Source organism: Lentzea sp. NPDC059081 (assembly GCF_042738015.1).
Taxonomy (GTDB): domain Bacteria; phylum Actinomycetota; class Actinomycetes; order Mycobacteriales; family Pseudonocardiaceae; genus Lentzea.
The window spans coordinates 144,895-160,397 of sequence record NZ_JBHYGW010000013.1 but is presented as its reverse complement, the minus strand read 5'-3'; the positions used below and the strand labels follow the sequence as shown (position 1 = coordinate 160,397).

Annotated in this window: 16 protein-coding genes and 1 pseudogene; 8 read left to right on the top strand and 9 right to left on the bottom strand. The window is 69.8% G+C overall.

The genetic code is table 11. The annotated features are described in order from the left end of the window. Nucleotides 1-31 precede the first annotated feature (31 nt). From ACFWV3_RS27065 to ptsP, 6 genes are all read left to right on the top strand, one after another. A complete protein-coding gene (locus tag ACFWV3_RS27065) occupies nt 32-997 on the top strand; it encodes a LacI family DNA-binding transcriptional regulator (RefSeq protein ID WP_382415064.1) in 966 nt (321 codons plus the stop codon). Continuing rightward, complete coding sequence (locus ACFWV3_RS27060; protein ID WP_382414935.1) at nt 994-2,403, top strand: sugar ABC transporter ATP-binding protein; 1,410 nt, start codon at nt 994-996, stop codon at nt 2,401-2,403. The genes ACFWV3_RS27065 and ACFWV3_RS27060 overlap by 4 nt, the downstream gene beginning before the upstream one ends. Next, entirely contained in the window at nt 2,400-3,320 is a 921-nt protein-coding gene (locus ACFWV3_RS27055; RefSeq protein ID WP_382414933.1) for an ABC transporter permease, read from the top strand. The genes ACFWV3_RS27060 and ACFWV3_RS27055 overlap by 4 nt, the downstream gene beginning before the upstream one ends. A gap of 33 nt (nt 3,321-3,353) precedes the next feature. Further along, complete coding sequence (locus ACFWV3_RS27050; protein WP_382414931.1) at nt 3,354-4,268, top strand: substrate-binding domain-containing protein; 915 nt, start codon at nt 3,354-3,356, stop codon at nt 4,266-4,268. Then, nucleotides 4,265-5,140 (top strand): ribokinase, encoded by an 876-nt coding sequence (locus ACFWV3_RS27045; RefSeq protein WP_382414929.1) that lies wholly within the window; start codon nt 4,265-4,267, stop codon nt 5,138-5,140. Before ACFWV3_RS27050 ends, ACFWV3_RS27045 begins: the two co-directional genes overlap by 4 nt. 150 nt (nt 5,141-5,290) lie before the next feature. Beyond that, the gene (gene ptsP / locus ACFWV3_RS27040; protein WP_382414927.1) at nt 5,291-6,922 is read left to right on the top strand and encodes a phosphoenolpyruvate--protein phosphotransferase; all 1,632 of its coding nucleotides are present in this window, start codon (nt 5,291-5,293) and stop codon (nt 6,920-6,922) included. On the opposite strand, the gene ACFWV3_RS27035 is transcribed toward ptsP, so the two are convergent. Further along, nucleotides 6,919-7,323 (bottom strand): RidA family protein, encoded by a 405-nt coding sequence (locus tag ACFWV3_RS27035; protein ID WP_382414925.1) that lies wholly within the window; start codon nt 7,321-7,323, stop codon nt 6,919-6,921. The two genes, ptsP and ACFWV3_RS27035, sit on opposite strands and share 4 nt — an antisense overlap. Before the next feature lie 82 nt (nt 7,324-7,405). Between ACFWV3_RS27035 and ACFWV3_RS27030 the strand changes: the two genes are divergently transcribed. Together ACFWV3_RS27030 and ACFWV3_RS27025 are read left to right on the top strand one after the other, a co-directional pair. Then, on the top strand, nt 7,406-7,855 hold the full coding sequence (locus ACFWV3_RS27030; protein ID WP_382414923.1) for a MarR family winged helix-turn-helix transcriptional regulator: 450 nt from the start codon (nt 7,406-7,408) through the stop codon (nt 7,853-7,855). Between the two features lie 109 nt (nt 7,856-7,964). Beyond that, the gene (locus ACFWV3_RS27025; protein WP_382414921.1) at nt 7,965-8,462 is read left to right on the top strand and encodes a hypothetical protein; all 498 of its coding nucleotides are present in this window, start codon (nt 7,965-7,967) and stop codon (nt 8,460-8,462) included. Here ACFWV3_RS27025 and ACFWV3_RS27020 read toward each other — a convergent pair. From ACFWV3_RS27020 to ACFWV3_RS26985, 8 genes and pseudogenes are all read right to left on the bottom strand, one after another. Next, nucleotides 8,459-9,304 (bottom strand): LysR family transcriptional regulator, encoded by an 846-nt coding sequence (locus tag ACFWV3_RS27020; protein ID WP_382414919.1) that lies wholly within the window; start codon nt 9,302-9,304, stop codon nt 8,459-8,461. The two genes, ACFWV3_RS27025 and ACFWV3_RS27020, sit on opposite strands and share 4 nt — an antisense overlap. After that, nucleotides 9,301-10,302: a hypothetical protein gene (locus tag ACFWV3_RS27015; RefSeq protein WP_382414917.1), complete on the bottom strand. Its 1,002-nt coding sequence runs from the start codon at nt 10,300-10,302 to the stop codon at nt 9,301-9,303. The genes ACFWV3_RS27020 and ACFWV3_RS27015 overlap by 4 nt, the downstream gene beginning before the upstream one ends. Then, nucleotides 10,299-10,772 carry an RNA polymerase sigma factor gene (locus ACFWV3_RS27010; protein ID WP_382414916.1) on the bottom strand — a complete coding sequence of 158 codons (474 nt, stop codon included), beginning with the start codon at nt 10,770-10,772 and terminating at the stop codon, nt 10,299-10,301. Before ACFWV3_RS27010 ends, ACFWV3_RS27015 begins: the two co-directional genes overlap by 4 nt. Before the next feature lie 29 nt (nt 10,773-10,801). Continuing rightward, nucleotides 10,802-10,969, bottom strand: a complete 168-nt coding sequence (locus ACFWV3_RS27005; RefSeq protein ID WP_382414915.1) for a DUF397 domain-containing protein — start codon at nt 10,967-10,969, stop codon at nt 10,802-10,804. A gap of 13 nt (nt 10,970-10,982) precedes the next feature. Further along, nucleotides 10,983-11,550, bottom strand: a pseudogene (locus ACFWV3_RS27000) (Scr1 family TA system antitoxin-like transcriptional regulator). Nucleotides 11,551-11,647: 97 nt separating this feature from the next. Beyond that, nucleotides 11,648-12,826: a glycine C-acetyltransferase gene (locus ACFWV3_RS26995; RefSeq protein WP_382414914.1), complete on the bottom strand. Its 1,179-nt coding sequence runs from the start codon at nt 12,824-12,826 to the stop codon at nt 11,648-11,650. Then, nucleotides 12,826-13,857 (bottom strand): L-threonine 3-dehydrogenase, encoded by a 1,032-nt coding sequence (tdh, locus tag ACFWV3_RS26990; protein ID WP_382414912.1) that lies wholly within the window; start codon nt 13,855-13,857, stop codon nt 12,826-12,828. The genes ACFWV3_RS26995 and tdh overlap by 1 nt, the downstream gene beginning before the upstream one ends. A 36-nt stretch (nt 13,858-13,893) precedes the next feature. Next, the gene (locus ACFWV3_RS26985; RefSeq protein ID WP_382414910.1) at nt 13,894-15,348 is read right to left on the bottom strand and encodes an SDR family oxidoreductase; all 1,455 of its coding nucleotides are present in this window, start codon (nt 15,346-15,348) and stop codon (nt 13,894-13,896) included. Nucleotides 15,349-15,503: the final 155 nt, after the last annotated feature.

Below are 15,503 nucleotides of genomic sequence, written 5' to 3'. Positions count from 1 at the left end.
GTAATCGATTAACTAAGGCCTCGTGACGACCATGAAGGACGTCGCGCAGCACGCCGGCGTCTCCACGGCCACCGTGTCGCGCGTGCTCAACGGCCATGCCGCGCCGACGCCCGAGACCCGGGAGCGCGTGCTCGCCGCGATCGAGGAGCTCGGCTACCGGCCCAACGCCCTGGCGCGATCCCTCCGCACCACCAGCACCCAGACCCTCGGTCTGGTCATCAGCGACCTGCTGAACCCGTTCTTCGCCGAGATCGCGCGAGCGGTCGAGGACGAAGCCCGGTCACACGGCTACTGCGTCGTGATCGGGAACGCCGACGAGAGCGCCGAGCAGGAGGCCACCTACGTGCGCACCCTGCTCGACCGCCGGGTGGACGGCCTCCTGCTGTGCCCCGCGACCGACGACCCGAGTCTGGTCCGCGAAGTGAGCGCAGGCGGCGTACCACTGGTTCTGCTCGACCGGACGGTCAAGGGCGCGACATGCCCTGTCGTCCGCGCCGACGGCAGCGAGGCATTGACCGCGCTCGCCCGGCGGCTCGTCGGCGCCGGCCACACCCGCATCGGAGTGATCGCGGGTCCGCCGAACACCTCCACCGGAAGAGAACGAACGCAGGTGCTCACGGGCTCGCTCGGCGGCCTCGCGCAGGTCGTGCACGGCGACTTCCGGCAGGAGAGCGGCAGCCAGGCCGCCGCGAGGCTCCTCGACGACGGCGCCACCGCGCTCGTCGCCATGGACAACCTGATGGGCCTGGGCGCGTTGGGCGAGGTCAGGGCCCGCGGCCTGCAGATCCCGCACGACATCGCGTTCGCGGTGTTCGACGACCAGCCGTGGTTCCCGCTGCTCGACCCGCCGATCACGGTCATCGCGCAGCCGACCGTGGAGATGGGCAAGGCCGCCGCGCGCAGCCTGCTCGCCCTGATCGACGGCCGCCAGCCCGACGACGTCCGCCTGACCGCGAAGCTCGTGCTGCGCGGCTCGCTCGGGGAGGCCGAGCTGTGAACACGCTCATCACCGCACGCGGCATCACCAAGCACTTCGGCGGCACCTTGGCGTTGGACGGCGTCGACCTCGACATCAACGCGGGCGAGGTCCACGTCCTGCTCGGCGAGAACGGCGCGGGCAAGTCCACGCTGGTCAAGGTCCTCGCGGGCATCCACGGCCACGACTCGGGCACGATCGAGGGGCGCGCCAGCCTCGCCGTGATCCACCAGGAGCTGGCCCTGGTCCCCGAGCTCAGCGTCGCGGAGAACCTGTTCCTCAACCGCCTGCCGCGCCGGTTCGGGTTCGTCGACCGCGCCGAGATGCGCCGCCGCGCACCGGAGCTGCTCGACCGCGTCGGCCTGCGCGTCGACCCGGACACCAAGGTCCGCGACCTCGGCATCGCGCAGCAGCAGATGATCGAGATCGCCCGCGCGCTCGACAGGGACGCCGGCGTGCTGATCCTCGACGAGCCGACCGCGGTCCTCACCGACACCGAGACCGACCGGTTGCTGCAGATCATGGCCCAGCTGCGGGACAACGGCGTCGGGCTCGTCTTCATCACCCACCACCTCAACGAGATCCAGCGGATCGCCGACCGCGTCACGGTCCTGCGCGACGGCCGGTCCGTCGGAGTGCTCGGCCCGCGCGCCACCACCAGGCACATGATCGAGCTGATGGTCGGCCGTCCCATCGACGAGCAGTACCCCCGCGAACGCCAGCGCGCCGGGCAGCCGTTGCTCAGGATCTCGGGTCTGACGAAGAACGGCGTGTTCAGCGACATCGACATCGAGGTCCACGCGGGCGAGGTCGTCGGCATCGCGGGACTCGTCGGCGCCGGCCGCACCGAGGTCGCGCGGGCGGCGTTCGGCGTGGACGACTACGACCGCGGCACGGTCGAGGTCGACGGCAAGCGGTTGCGCCGCAACGACGTCCAGGCCGCCATCAGGGCAGGTCTCGGCCTCGTGCCGGAGGACCGCAAGGGCCAGGGCCTGGTCCTCACGGCGACCGTCGGCCAGAACCTCGAGCTGGTGACGCTGGAGAACCGCGACGCAGGGCGGCTGCGCGACATCGCGGGCAAGCTGCGGATCAAGGGCCGCGTCGACCAGCCGGTGAAGGAGCTGTCGGGCGGCAACCAGCAGAAGGTCGTCATCGGCAAGTGGCTGCTGGCCGACCCGAAGGTGCTGATCCTCGACGAACCGACCCGCGGCGTCGACGTCGGCGCCAAGGTCGAGATCTACGAGCTGGTCAACCGGATGACCGCGCAGGGCAGGGCCGTGCTGCTCGTGTCCAGCGACCTCCCCGAGGTGATCGGGATGAGCGACCGCGTCGTCGTGATGGCGCACGGCCGCGTGGCCGGTGAGCTGCCGAAGGGCGCGACCCAAGACCAGGTGATGGCACTCGCCGTGCAGGAGATCTCCGCATGACCACGATCAGCAAGCCTAGGTACACAGCCAAGAATTTTTTGGCAGAGAACGGCGCTCTGGCAGGGCTTTTGATCCTCGCCCTCGCACTCGCGATCTCCAACCCGGCGTTCCTCACCGCGCAGAACCTCGTCAACGTCGGCGTGCAGGCAGCGGCCATCGCGATCCTGGCGTTCGGCATGACGTTCGTCGTCGTCGCGGGAGGCATCGACCTGTCCGTGGGCAGCATCGCCGCGCTCGCCGCGATGGTCGGCGCCCTCACCGCCGGACCGGTCGGCCTGGTCGTCGGCGCGCTGTGCGGTCTCGTCAACGGCGCGATGATCAGCTACGGCAAGCTGCCGCCGTTCATCGCGACGCTGGCCATGCTGAGCGTCGCCCGCGGCCTCACGCTCGTGGTCTCGGAAGGTCAGCCGCACAACACCGACGAGCTGGTGACGTTCCTCGGCTCGAACCTCGCGCCGATGCTCCCGTTGCCGCTGCTGCTGATGCTCGCGTTCTTCGGCATCACCGGCCTGATCCTCACGCGCACGAACCTCGGCCGGCGCATGTACGCGATCGGCGGCAACGAGGAGGCCGCGAAGCTCAGCGGCATCGACGTGCGCAGGCAGAAGCTGTGGATCTACGCCCTGTCCGGCCTGTTCGCCGCCGCCGCGGGCCTCGTGCTCGCCGGACGGCTCGGGTCCGCCGGCCCGCAGGCCGCGGCCGGCTACGAGCTCGACGCCATCGCCGCGGTCGTCATCGGCGGTGCGTCGCTGTCCGGTGGCGTCGGCCGCGCCACCGGGACGTTGGTCGGCGCACTCGTGCTCGCCGTCCTGCGCAACGGCCTCAATCTGCTGCAGGTCCACCCGTTCTGGCAGCAGGTCGTCATCGGCGTGGTGATCGCTCTCGCCGCGCTGCTCGACTCACTTCGCCGTCGCTGAGCAAGAACCCCGCAACAGGTAAGGAAGACACTGATGAAGGTGACCCGACGGATCGCGCTGACCCTCGGAGCCGCGGCACTGGTCGCGACCGGGTGCAGCGGTACCGGGGCGTCCGGAAGCGACATCACCATCGGGCTCGCGGTGTCCACTTTGAACAACCCGTTCTTCGTGGAGCTGCAGCGGGGCGCGCAGGAGATGGCGGACCAGCTCGGTGCCAAGCTGACCGTGGTCGACGCGCAGAACGACGCGACGAACCAGGTCAACCAGGTGCAGACGCTGGTGACCCAGGGCGTCAAGGCGATCCTCCTCAACCCGGTCGACTCCCAGCAGTCCGCACCCGCCGCGAAGGCCGCCGAGCTGGCGGGCATCCCGCTGATCTCGGTCGACCGCTCGGTCGAGGGCAAGGTCGCCGCCGAGGTCGCGTCGAACAACGTGCAGGGCGGCAGCCTCGCGGCCATCGAGCTCGGCCGCGCCACCTCGGGCGAGGTCGGCCACCTCAAGGGCATCCAGGGCGCCTCGGCGTCGCGTGACCGCGGCCGGGGCTTCGAACAGGGCCTGAACAGCGGCAACATCAAGGTCGCCGCCACCGCCGTCGCCGACTTCGACCGGGCCAAGGGCCTCAACGAGACCACGAACCTGTTGCAGGGCCACCCCACGCTGAAGGGCATCTTCGCCGAGAACGACGAGATGGCGCTCGGCGCGATCAAGGCGCTCGGCGCCCGTGCCGGCAAGGACGTCCTGGTCGTCGGTTTCGACGGCACGCCCGACGGTCTGAAGGCGATCCAGGACGGCACGCTCGCCGCGTCCGTCGCGCAGCAGCCGAAGCAGCTCGGGTCGAAGGCCGTCGAGCAGGCGGTGCACGCCGCGAAGGGCGAGACCGTTCAGCAGGTCGTGGACGTCGAGGTCAAGGTCGTCACGAAGCAGAACGTGGCAGAGTTCCTCAAGTGACGAAGCCTCTGCTCGTGCTCGGGTCCGCCAACGCCGACCTCGTGGTCGAGGTCGGCAGGCGGCCCGGCGGCGGTGAGACCGTGCTCGGTGGCGACACCGTCGTGCTGCCCGGCGGCAAGGGCGCGAACACCGCCGTCGCCGCCGCACGGGTCGGCGCGTCCGTCGCACTGGTCGGTGCCGTCGGCGGGGACGGGTACGGCTCGCTGCTGCGCGAGTCGCTGGAGTCGTCCGGCGTCGACACGGCGCTGGTGAGGACCTCCGCGCGGCCCACCGGGATCGCGTACATCACCGTGACGCCCGACGGCGAGAACTCGATCGTCGTCTCCCCCGGTGCGAACGCCGACGTGTCGTCGTCCGATGTGGACGGACTGTCGTTCGACGGCGTCGAGGTGCTGGCGTGCTCGCTGGAGGTGCCGCTGGAGACGGTGGTCCACGCGATCGGCGTGGCTTCCGAAGCCGGTGTCCGCACGGTGCTCAACCTGTCGCCGGTGGCCGAGCTGCCCGCGAAGACGTTGGCGCAGCTCGCGGTGCTGGTCGTGAACGAGCACGAGGCCGCGCAGCTCGCGCCGGAGTGGTCCGGCCTGCTCGCGCTGGGACCGGCGTCGGCGATCGTCACGCTCGGCTCGCGCGGTGCCTCCGTGGTGGAGAAGTCGGGGATCGTCGAGGTCCCGGCCGTCGAGGTGGCCGAGGTCGTCGACACGACCGGTGCCGGTGACGCGTTCGCCGGTGCGGTGTCCGCGCGGCTGGCCGAGGGCGACGACCTGGTTGCCGCTGCCCGTTATGCGGTGAAGGTCGCGGCCCTGTCCGTCACGAAGGCGGGCGCGCAGCCGTCGTACCCGACCGCGGCCGAAGTCGAGTCACGCACGGACTGACGCCCCCGGGTCCGAACGGCTCACCGTCACGCCGCTGTCCGTCGTACGTGTTAAGCCGAGATGACGTCCCACGCGCCTTTCCGCGTTCCGCCGGACTTTTAGTCACACTGAGCTGTCGTCGGTTCCCGGTGGAAGGGTATGGTCTAGACCATGTCGAGCGCGCGGCTGAGCGGTGTCGGTGTCAGCAGCGGCCGGGCTTCCGGCCCCGTCGTGAGGGTCTCCGAGGCCCTGCCCGAACCTCCCACGGGTCCCCGCCCCGCGGACACAGCCGAGGAGGCCTCCCGGATCCGTCCGGCGACGGAGGTCGTGGCGCAGCGCCTGATGGAGCGCGCGAAGACCGTCGAGGGCGACGCCCGCGCGGTGCTCGAGACCACGGCGGCGATGGCCGGTGACCCGTCCCTGATCAAGTCCGCCGAGAAGCTCGTGTCCGACGAGTCGCTGCCCGCGGCCCGCGCCGTGCACCAGGCGGCGCAGAAGTTCATCGCCGCACTGCAGGCCGCCGGCGGGTACATGGCCGAACGCGCCCGCGACGTCCAGGACGTCCGCGACCGCGTGGTGGCCGAGCTGCTCGGTCTGCCCGCCCCCGGCGTGCCCGACCTGGCCTCGCCGTCCGTGCTGGTCGCCCGCGACCTGGCACCCGCCGACACCGCGGGCCTCGACCCGTCGAAGGTCCTCGCCCTGGTCACGGAGGAGGGCGGCCCCACCTCCCACACGGCGATCCTCGCCCGTTCGCTGGGCATCCCGGCCGTCGTCGCGTGCCGCGGCATCCTGGCGTTCGAGGCCACCTCGCTCGACGTCGACGGCGACACGGGTCAGGTCCGCGAGTCGGACGGCAAGGTCCGCACCGCCGGCACCGGCAAGAAGGTCACGTGGAACGGCGTCGGCGTCCTGAAGGACGGCCACCGCGTGAAGGTCCTCGGCAACGTCGGCTCGCCGGCGGACGCGGCCGCCGCTGCCGCCGCGGGTGCGGAGGGCGTCGGTCTCTTCCGCACGGAGTTCTGCTTCCTGGACGCCGCGGAGGAGCCGACCGTTGCTGAGCAGACTGCTGCATACGAGGCCGTACTGGCGCCGTTTGCGGGCAAGCCCGTGGTGGTGCGCACCCTCGACGCGGGCGCGGACAAGCCGCTGGCGTTTCTGAACCCGGACCCCGAGCCCAACCCGGCACTCGGCGTCCGCGGCCTGCGCGTGGCCTTCGACCGTCCCGAGGTGCTGGACCGCCAGCTCGAAGCCATCGCCGCGGCGGCTGCTTCTTCCGGCGCCGACGTCTCCGTCATGGCCCCGATGGTCGCGACCGCCGCCGAAGCCGCGTGGTTCGTCGACCGCGCGCGCAAGGCCGGCATCGCCCGCGCCGGCGTCATGGTCGAGGTCCCGTCGGCCGCCCTGTCGGCGCGCGAGATCCTCCAGGTCGTCGACTTCATCTCCATCGGCACCAACGACCTGGCCCAGTACGTCTTCGCCGCCGACCGCCAGCTCGGCGGTGTGGCCGCGCTGAACGACCCGTGGCAGCCGGCGTTGCTGCGCCTGATCGCCCTGGTCGGCGAGGCGGCCACCGCCACCGGCAAGCCCGTCGGCGTCTGCGGCGAGGCAGCGGCCGACCCGCTGCTGGCGTGCGTGCTCATCGGCCTCGGCGTGACGTCGCTGTCGATGAACCACACCGCTCTCGCCGGCGTCGGCGCCCGCCTGGCCACGTCCAGCATGGACATCTGCCAGCTCGCCGCCCGCGGCGCGTTGTCCGCGGGCGACCCCGGCACCGCCAAGCTCGCGGCCCGCGCCCCGCACTAGTCCACCGCGGTCACGCGGATCTCGATGCGCATCTTCGGGTGACCGAGGGCGGTGACCCCGCTCTCGGTCCAGATGGGCCTGCGCTCGCCCATCCGCTTGCGGAACTGCTCGACCATCACGCGGTTGTGGTCGTCGAACGTCTCGTCGCGCAGCACGTGGTACGAGTTGACGTGCACGACGTTCGACCACGTGCTTCCTGCTTCCCGCAGGGTCCGCTCGACGTTGTCGAAGGCCCGGACGATCTCCTCTTCGAGCGTCTCGGGGAACCCGAACTCGTCGTCCCACCCGCCCTGCCCGGAGATCTCGACCCGGTCGCCGATCCGCACGGCCTGGCTGTAGTGCATGTTCTCCGCCTGCGTCACGCCGTAGCCGGGCGTCGCGAAGAACTCGACCTCGCTCATCGTCGTCTCCTCTGACTTCATGCTTGAATTCACGCTTGAAGTCAACCGTACACGACTTCAAGCGTGAAGTAAGGTCTGCGACGTGGAGTGGCTGAACGCGCAGGAGAAGGAAGCCTGGACGGGGCTGGTCTCGTTGCTGCTGCTGATGCCGGGACGACTCGAGGCGCCGCTGCAGGAGGAGTCGGGCCTGAGCCTGTTCGACTACCTGGTGCTCAGCCACGTCTCGGAGGCCCCGGACCGCCGCATCCGCATGAGCGAGCTCGCCTTCCTGGCGAACGGCTCGCTCTCGCGCCTGTCGAACGTGGTCAAGCGCTTCGAGCAACGCGGCTGGGTCGAGCGCTACCCGGACCCGGACAACGGCCGGTACACGATCGCGTCGCTGACCGACTCGGGGTTCGAGGTGGTGGAGGCGGCCGCGCCGGTGCACCTGCGGGCGGTGCGGCAACTCGTGCTGGACCCGCTCGACGACGAGGACCGGCAGGCGTTGACGAGGATCGCGGCGAAGCTGCGGGTGTCGATCCCGCCGCCGTAGCGGAGTCACCTGATCGTGGCAGGGGCCCTGGCGCTGAGCGTCGCGGCGGACACAGACGGCCTGAGCACGACCGGTCCGCCCGCGCCGAGGCGGCTCCGGCGGATCGTCGTTGCGGCTCGGCCCGCGCAAAGCCGAAGGTCAGAAGGCCGCGCGCAAGGGTGATGTGGACGGTGCCTGGCAGCGCATGGGCATGCGGCAGCTCAAGCGCACGGCCAGGCAGCAGGCGGAGTGCGTCGCCGTGTCGTTCGGCGAGATCCGCGAGTTCTTCACCCGGAACCGCTGCACATCGCTGGACCGGGTCCTGTTCGCGGTGACGGACGGCGCCGGCAACACCGCCGTGATCTCGGTCGTGTGGATCGGCCTCGCGTCGACCGGTGACGCCCGCGACTTCCAGACCGTCATGAACAGGCACGGCAGCGGCGACGTCCACCCGCTCGGCAGCCACCTGCTCGACCTGGCCGAGATCCAGTTCACCGGTCTGCGCTACGGCAGCGAACGCGACGGCAAGACCGTGACCATCGCCGAAGCCGAGACCGCGACCGGCAACGTCGACCACGAGACCTTGGACGCGCTCGCCGAGGTTGCCGCCTATCTCCCGCGCGTCTAACGAGCCGCTTGGAGCTCGTCCAAGACCGCCCTGATCAGCGGGTGTTCCTCCGACCCGCGCCGCACCGCCGCCACCACCCGCCGCAACGGTGCGACCCCCGACACCGGCACCCCGCGCACGGCGTTCCGCGGCGCCAGCGCCACCCCCGCACCCGCCGCGACCAGTGCCTCGATCGCCCGGAAGTCGTCGGACGTGTGCCGGATCCGCGGCGTGAACCCGGCCTGCGCGCACGCCATCTCCACCACGTCCCGCAGCGGGTTGCCGGGCAGCGTCACGACCCAGTCCTCGTCGGCCAGCGAGGCGAGGTCGACCGGCTGGCCCGAACCCCGCCCCGGCGGCAGCACGACGTCGAAAGGCTCGGTGTACAGCGGAAACCGGGTCAGCCGGTCGGTGGTCCGGTGTTCCTCGGTGATCGCCACGTCGATCTCGCCGTCCAGCAACAACCGCACGCTCTCGTGCCCCTCGGCGTCACGCACCGACAGCTCGATCGACCGCGACTTCAACGCCGCCAGCGCGGGCGCCACCACCTGCGTGATCGCCGACGCGAACGACGCGATCGCCACCCGGCCGGCGTTGCCCGAGGCCAGAGCGTCCAAAGTGGCCTGTGCGCGTTCCAGTTCGGCGGCCACGACGTGGGCGTGCGCCACCAGCAACGAACCTGCGGGCGTCAGTGAGACACGGCGTCCCTTGCGCAGCAGCAACGGATGTCCGGCCTCGGACTCGAGAGCGGCCAACTGCTGCGACACCGCTGACGGCGTGAGGTGCAGTGCCGCGGCCGCGGCCGTCACGGTGCCGTGGTCAGCCAGTGCGCGCAGCACGCGGAGCCGTCGTGGGTCGATCACTTCTCAATGATGGGGGATTCCACCGCGCCGTTCATGGGGATGTCCTTCGGCAGGATCGGCTCGAAGTCCACCTGGTCGAGCAGGAGGTACTCCTCGCTCGAGACGACCATGTCGGCGGGCAGGCCGTACTGGGGCTTGGTGGTCAGGTCGAACTTGACGATCGGCAAGCCGGTGTCGGGGTTGACGACGAACCGCGTCTCGACGTCGGTGAACTGGAAGGTCGACGGCGCGTCGATCGCCACGCCGACGCCGTCCTGCCCACGCCACTGGGTCTGGCCCAGTGACCGCATCCCGTCGAGCGTCTTGAGCATCTCGAACGCGGCGCGGCGCTGGTCGTCGCGGATGTTGGAGGTCATCAGCTCCATCGCGAGCGTCGCGACTCGATAGGAGTCCTTACCGACGATGGTCTCGAGCTCCTTCTTCAGCTCCGCCGGATCGGTGGGCAGCGCGTCCAGCGAGTCGATGCGCACCTGGCTGTGCGCGGACATCTGGAAGCCGGACACGGTGGTCTTCTGCATGTACGGCTTCATCGGCCCGAACCGCACCGAGCGGCTCCCGCCGACCAGGGGCGCGGTCTCCGGCCTGTCCGTGTTCACCCACCAGTCGCGGTCCCTGGTGATCGCCGAGGCCGAGACGTCGCCCTCCTTCTGACCGACCGTGATCCGGCTGTCGGCGGTCACCCACTGCTCGGTCACGGAGGAGAAGTACGCCATGTACGGCTTCGCCGGGTCGCCGACGATCATCGTCGAGTTGAGCTGCGACAGCATGTGCCACCAGCGCGGCGCCGCGCCGGGCTGCACCGGCTGGGGCGGCGCGGGCAGCAGGACGACCGCGAGGACGACCACCGCCGCGATGACCAGCAGCGGAGCGAACCGCCGGACGAACTGCCTGCGGGCTGGCCGCTCCTTGGGCAGCGTGATGATGCGGGCGAGGTCGCGTTCCATCCGGTCCTGGTCGACCTCGGGAACGGGCGGCCTGGCCTGCGCCAGGTCCTTCATGAGGTCTTCCACGAGTCCCTCGCACTGTCGAATTTCGGGGTCCAGAGAGCAGCCTGCAGACGCCGCCGAGCCCGGTGCAGCCGCACGAAGAACGTCGCCGTCGTGCACCCGAGCACCTGCGCAGCCTCCGCCGCCGCCAACCCGTGCCACGCGATCAGCGTCAGCACCTCCTGGTCGGTCTCGGAGAGGCTCGACAACGCCGACCGCAGCTCGATCACCGCGAACTCGTCCTCCGCGGGGAAGTCGGTGAGCTCGTAGTGCGTCGTCTGCCGGCGGGTGGCGCGCACCAGGTTGCGGGCGATGCCGAGCAACCACGGCAGCGCGTTCGACGGCATCTGCGCCGACTTGCGCCACGCGATCGTGAAGGTCTCACTGGTGATGTCCTCGGCGAGCCGCTGCCCCGCGTGACTCGCCGCATAGGCGAGCACCCGCGGGTAGCACTCGCGGTAGACGGTCGCGAATTCCTCCACGTCGAGAAGTGCGCCGGACGAGCCGGTTCTTACTCGGAAGTGACGCGGGTCACATCGTGGAGGAACGCCGACCACGCCTCGGCCGACACCGGCACGTGGGCGGTGGGCGCCTTGCTGTCCCGGATGCCGACGCCACGTCCGACCTCGACGCAGTCGCTGGCGTCGGGGCTGTAGGAGCTCTTTCGCCAGTTCGTCATGCGGAACGCCTCCTCAGGTAAGCAGGCCGGTGATCAGCCTCCTGGATTGTTCCGGATCCAAAGCCTGAGCGTCGAGCCGCTTCAGCACGGAGGAGTAGGCGGCGAGCGATTTCTTGTTCTCGATGAAAAGCCCGGAAGTCTCACTGGTCGTTCATCACCTCCGGCCCGCCCGCCGGTACGCGCAAGGCCGGTTCGTAGATGTAGAACACGAACGTACGGCTCCAGTGGAAGAGGTTGCGGCGTTCGAGCTTCGCCGCGATGACCTTCTCGTAGTCGACGGATTCGGTGCGAACAGCCCCGTCGAGAACGGCGCGCATGTAGTCCGCGGTTTGGAGATGGCCTGGCACGAGCACCGTCGACCAGACGGTGATCTCGTCGGGGGTGGCGCGGCAGTACCCGAGCAGCAGCGTCACGTCGAACTCGGTCACGCCGCCCTTGCCGCGCACCAGGTCGGAGAGCTTGGCCTCGTCCCAGTCGAGATCCTGGGCGAGCTTGCGCTGGGTGAGCTTGGTTCGCGCGATGACCTTGCGGACACCGTCGCCGAACTCGCGGCCCACCACGCTGGACTTCCGCAGTGGCATGGCGGACAAGTTAGAAGGAACGCGAAGACCGGCTCCATCTTTTACTTCCGAATGTCCCTGAAGGAAGTAGTTTTTGGAACCGGTCCAAGTCCTACGGTTACATCTTCGCCCGTGCGGCCACAAATGCATCCACGGCGCGATTGACGTCATCGGTCGTGTGTGCGGCGGACATCTGCGTGCGAATGCGCGCCTTGCCGTGCGGCACGACCGGGTACGAGAACCCGATCACGTAGATGCCCTGCTCCAGCAACAGGTCCGCGAGCCGTCCCGCCTCGGCCGCGTCGCCGATCATCACCGGAATGATCGGGTGCTCACCGGGCAGCAGGTCGAAGCCCTCCTCGGTCATGCGCCGGCGGAACAGCTCGGTGTTCGACCGCAGCTGGGCCAGCAGGTCCGTGGACGACGAGAGCATGTCGAGCGTCGCGATCGCGGCGGCCGTGATCGAGGGCGCGAGCGAGTTCGAGAACAGGTACGGGCGCGAGCGCTGGCGCAGCAGTTCGATGATCTCCGCGCGGCCGGACGTGTAACCGCCCGACGCACCGCCCAGTGCCTTGCCGAGGGTGCCGGTGACGATGTCGACGCGGTCCTGCACGCCGAACAGTTCCGGGGTGCCGCGACCGGTCGGGCCGGTGAAGCCGACGGCGTGCGAGTCGTCGACCATGACCAGGGCGTTGTAGCGCTCGGCGAGGTCGCAGATCTCGTCCAACGGCGCGAGGTAGCCGTCCATCGAGAACACGCCGTCGGTCGCGATAAGGCGGTAGCGCGCGTCGGACGCGTCCTTGAGCTGGCGCTCCAGGTCGTCCATGTCGCGGTTCTTGTAGCGGAACCGCTTGGCCTTCGACAGGCGCACGCCGTCGATGATCGACGCGTGGTTCAGCTCGTCGGAGATGATCGCGTCCTCGGCGCCGAGCAGCGTCTCGAACAGACCGCCGTTGGCGTCGAAGCACGAGCTGTAGAGGATCGTGTCGTCGGTGCCGAGGAACTCGCTGAGCTTGCGCTCCAGTTCCTTGTGCGGTTCCTGGGTGCCGCAGATGAACCGCACCGAGGCCATGCCGAAGCCCCAGTCGTCCAGGGCCTTCTTCGCAGCCTCGATGAGCGTCGGGTGGTCGGCGAGGCCGAGGTAGTTGTTGGCGCAGAAGTTCAGGACCTCGTCACCGGAACCGACCCGGACGGCGGCGTTCTGCGGGGTGCCGATCACGCGCTCGGACTTGTAGAGCCCGGCCTCCCGGATCTCCCCGATCGTCTTGACCAGGTCGTTCTTCAGCTCGCCGTACATCAGGCTCCCGTCCAGTCGAGGATGACCTTGCCGCACTTGCCCTCGCGCGCGGTGGCGAACGCCTCCGCGTGCTGCGTGTGGTCGTACCGGTGCGTGATGACCGGTGCGAGGTCGAGGCCGCGCTGCAGCAGCACGGTCATCGAGTACCAGGTCTCGAACATCTCGCGGCCGTAGATGCCCTTGATGTGCAGCATCTTCAGCACGACGCTGCTCCAGTCGACGGAGAACTCGTCCGCGGGCAGCCCGAGCATCGCGATGCGGCCGCCGTGGGCCATGTTCGCGATCATGTCGCGCATCGCGACGGGCTTGCCGGACATCTCCATGCCGATGTCGAAGCCCTCGGCCATGCCGAGCTCGGCCTGTGCGTCGGCGATCGTGCGCTCGGCGACGTTCACGGCGAGGTCGACGCCGACCTTGCGGGCCAGGTCGAGGCGGTGCTCGGAGATGTCGGTGATCACGACGTTGCGCGCGCCCGCGTGCTTGGCGACGGCGGCGGCCATGATGCCGATCGGGCCGGCGCCGGTGATGATCACGTCCTCGCCGATGACGGGGAAGCTCAGCGCGGTGTGCACGGCGTTGCCGAACGGGTCGAAGATCGCGGCCACGTCCAGGTCGACCTGCGTGCGGTGCACCCACGCGTTCTGCTCGGGCAGGACGACGTACTGGGCGAACGCGCCGTTGGAGTGCACGCCGAGACCGCGCGTGTTGGCGCAGAGGTGGCGGCGGCCGGCCTTGCAGTTGCGGCACTTCCCGCACACGAGGTGACCCTCGCCGCTGACCAGGTCACCCGGCTTCACGCTGGTGACGGACGCGCCTGTTTCCACGACCTCGCCGACGAACTCGTGCCCGATGACGAGCGGCGCCTCGATGTTCGAGGCGGCCCAGTCGTCCCACGAGTCGATGTGCAGGTCGGTGCCGCAGATACCGGTGCGCAGCACCCTGACCAGCACGTCCGTCGGTCCGGGAGTGGGGTCCGGGACGTCGGTCAGTTCGAGGCCAGGCCCAGCGGCGACCTTGACGAGAGCCTTCATGCGGGAAGTCTCACCCTTTGCTGCTTGTGCAGTCCATCAGGACTTTCTGAAGTTCTTGTGCAGCTCAGCTTCATTGGCGATGTTGCGCACCATGCCGCCGAACACGACGCCGTGGAACGGCCAGACAGCCCACCAGTAGAGCTGCCCGGCGAGCCCTTTGGGCACGAACACGGCGCGTTGGCGGTAAGTGGACCCGGACCCCTCGTTGGCCGCCACTCGAAACTCGAGCCACGCCTTCCCGGGCACCTTCATCTCGGCCCGCAACCGCAGCAGCCGCCCGCGTTCGATCTCCTCGACCCGCCAGAAGTCGAGCGCCTCCCCGACGTGCAGCCGTTGGGGATCACGCCGGCCCCTGCGCAGCCCGACGCCGCCGACCAGCCGGTCCATCCAGCCCCGCACGGCCCAGGCCAGCGGGAACGAGTACCAGCCCCGTTCGCCGCCGATGCCCTCGACGACCTCCCACAGCCGTTCGGGCGTCGCCGTGGTCTTGTGCTCGCGTTCGTCGGTGTAGACCGACCCGCCGGACCAGTCGGGGTCGGTCGGCAGCGGCTCGCTCGGCGCGCCGGGGAAGGAGGCCCCCGACCAGCGCGTCTCGACGTCGGCGTCGCGGGTCTTGGCCAGCGCGAGCTCGACCGCCTTGTCGTAGCCGATGTTCTCGCCCGGCAGGACCTCGCGGATGTCGTTCTCCCGGCACACCACCTCGTGCACCAGCGACTCGATCAACGGCCTGGCGATCGACTTGGGCACGGGCGTGACGACGTTGACCCAGTGCGACGACAGACCGGGCGTGAGCAGCGGCACCGGCAGCACCCGCCGCTTCGGCAGCCCCGCGACCTGCGCGTACCGCAACATCATCTGCAGGTACGTCAACACGTCCGGCCCGCCGATGTCGAACGTCCGGTTCGTGTTCTCGAGCGTCGTCGCGTCGACCAGGTAGCGCAGCACGTCGCGCACGGCGATCGGCTGGATCCGGTTGTGCACCCAGCGCGGCGTGACCATGACCGGCAGCCGCTCGGTCAGGTAGCGCAACATCTCGAAGCTCGCCGACCCCGACCCGATGATCACCGCCGCCTGCAGGACGATCGCGGGGATCTTCGAGTTGAGGAAGACCTCGCCGACCTCCTTGCGGGAGGCCAGGTGCGGCGACAGCTCGGTGTGCTCGGGGTGCAGCCCGCCCAGGTAGACGATTCTCTGAACGCCTGCTTTTTCTGCGGCCTTCGCCGTGTTCTCGGCGGCTTTCTTGTCGGCGTTCGCGAAGTCCTTCGAGTTCAGCGAGTGCACCAGGTAGTGCACGACCTCGACGTTCCGCATCGCCTCGTCGAGGTTCTCGAGCACGTCCCCGCGCACGATCTCGACGTCAGCGGCCCACGGGACGTCGCGCAGCTTCTCCGGCGACCGCACGAGGCACCGCACCTGGTGCCCCTCGGCCAGCAGCCTGGGCACGAGCCGTCCACCGAGGTATCCGGTCGCGCCGGTCACGAGACATCGCATGCCTCGATCCTGCGGTCTGGGCGGGGTCCGTGCAGATCAGCGGCGCGGCTTGGTGGCGCGGGTCTCGCTCGGGGGCGGTGTGCCCGGCGCCCGGCCTTTGCTGTTCGGAGCACGCTCACGCAGGGGTCCCCCCGGTCTGGGATCCCCTCGCATCC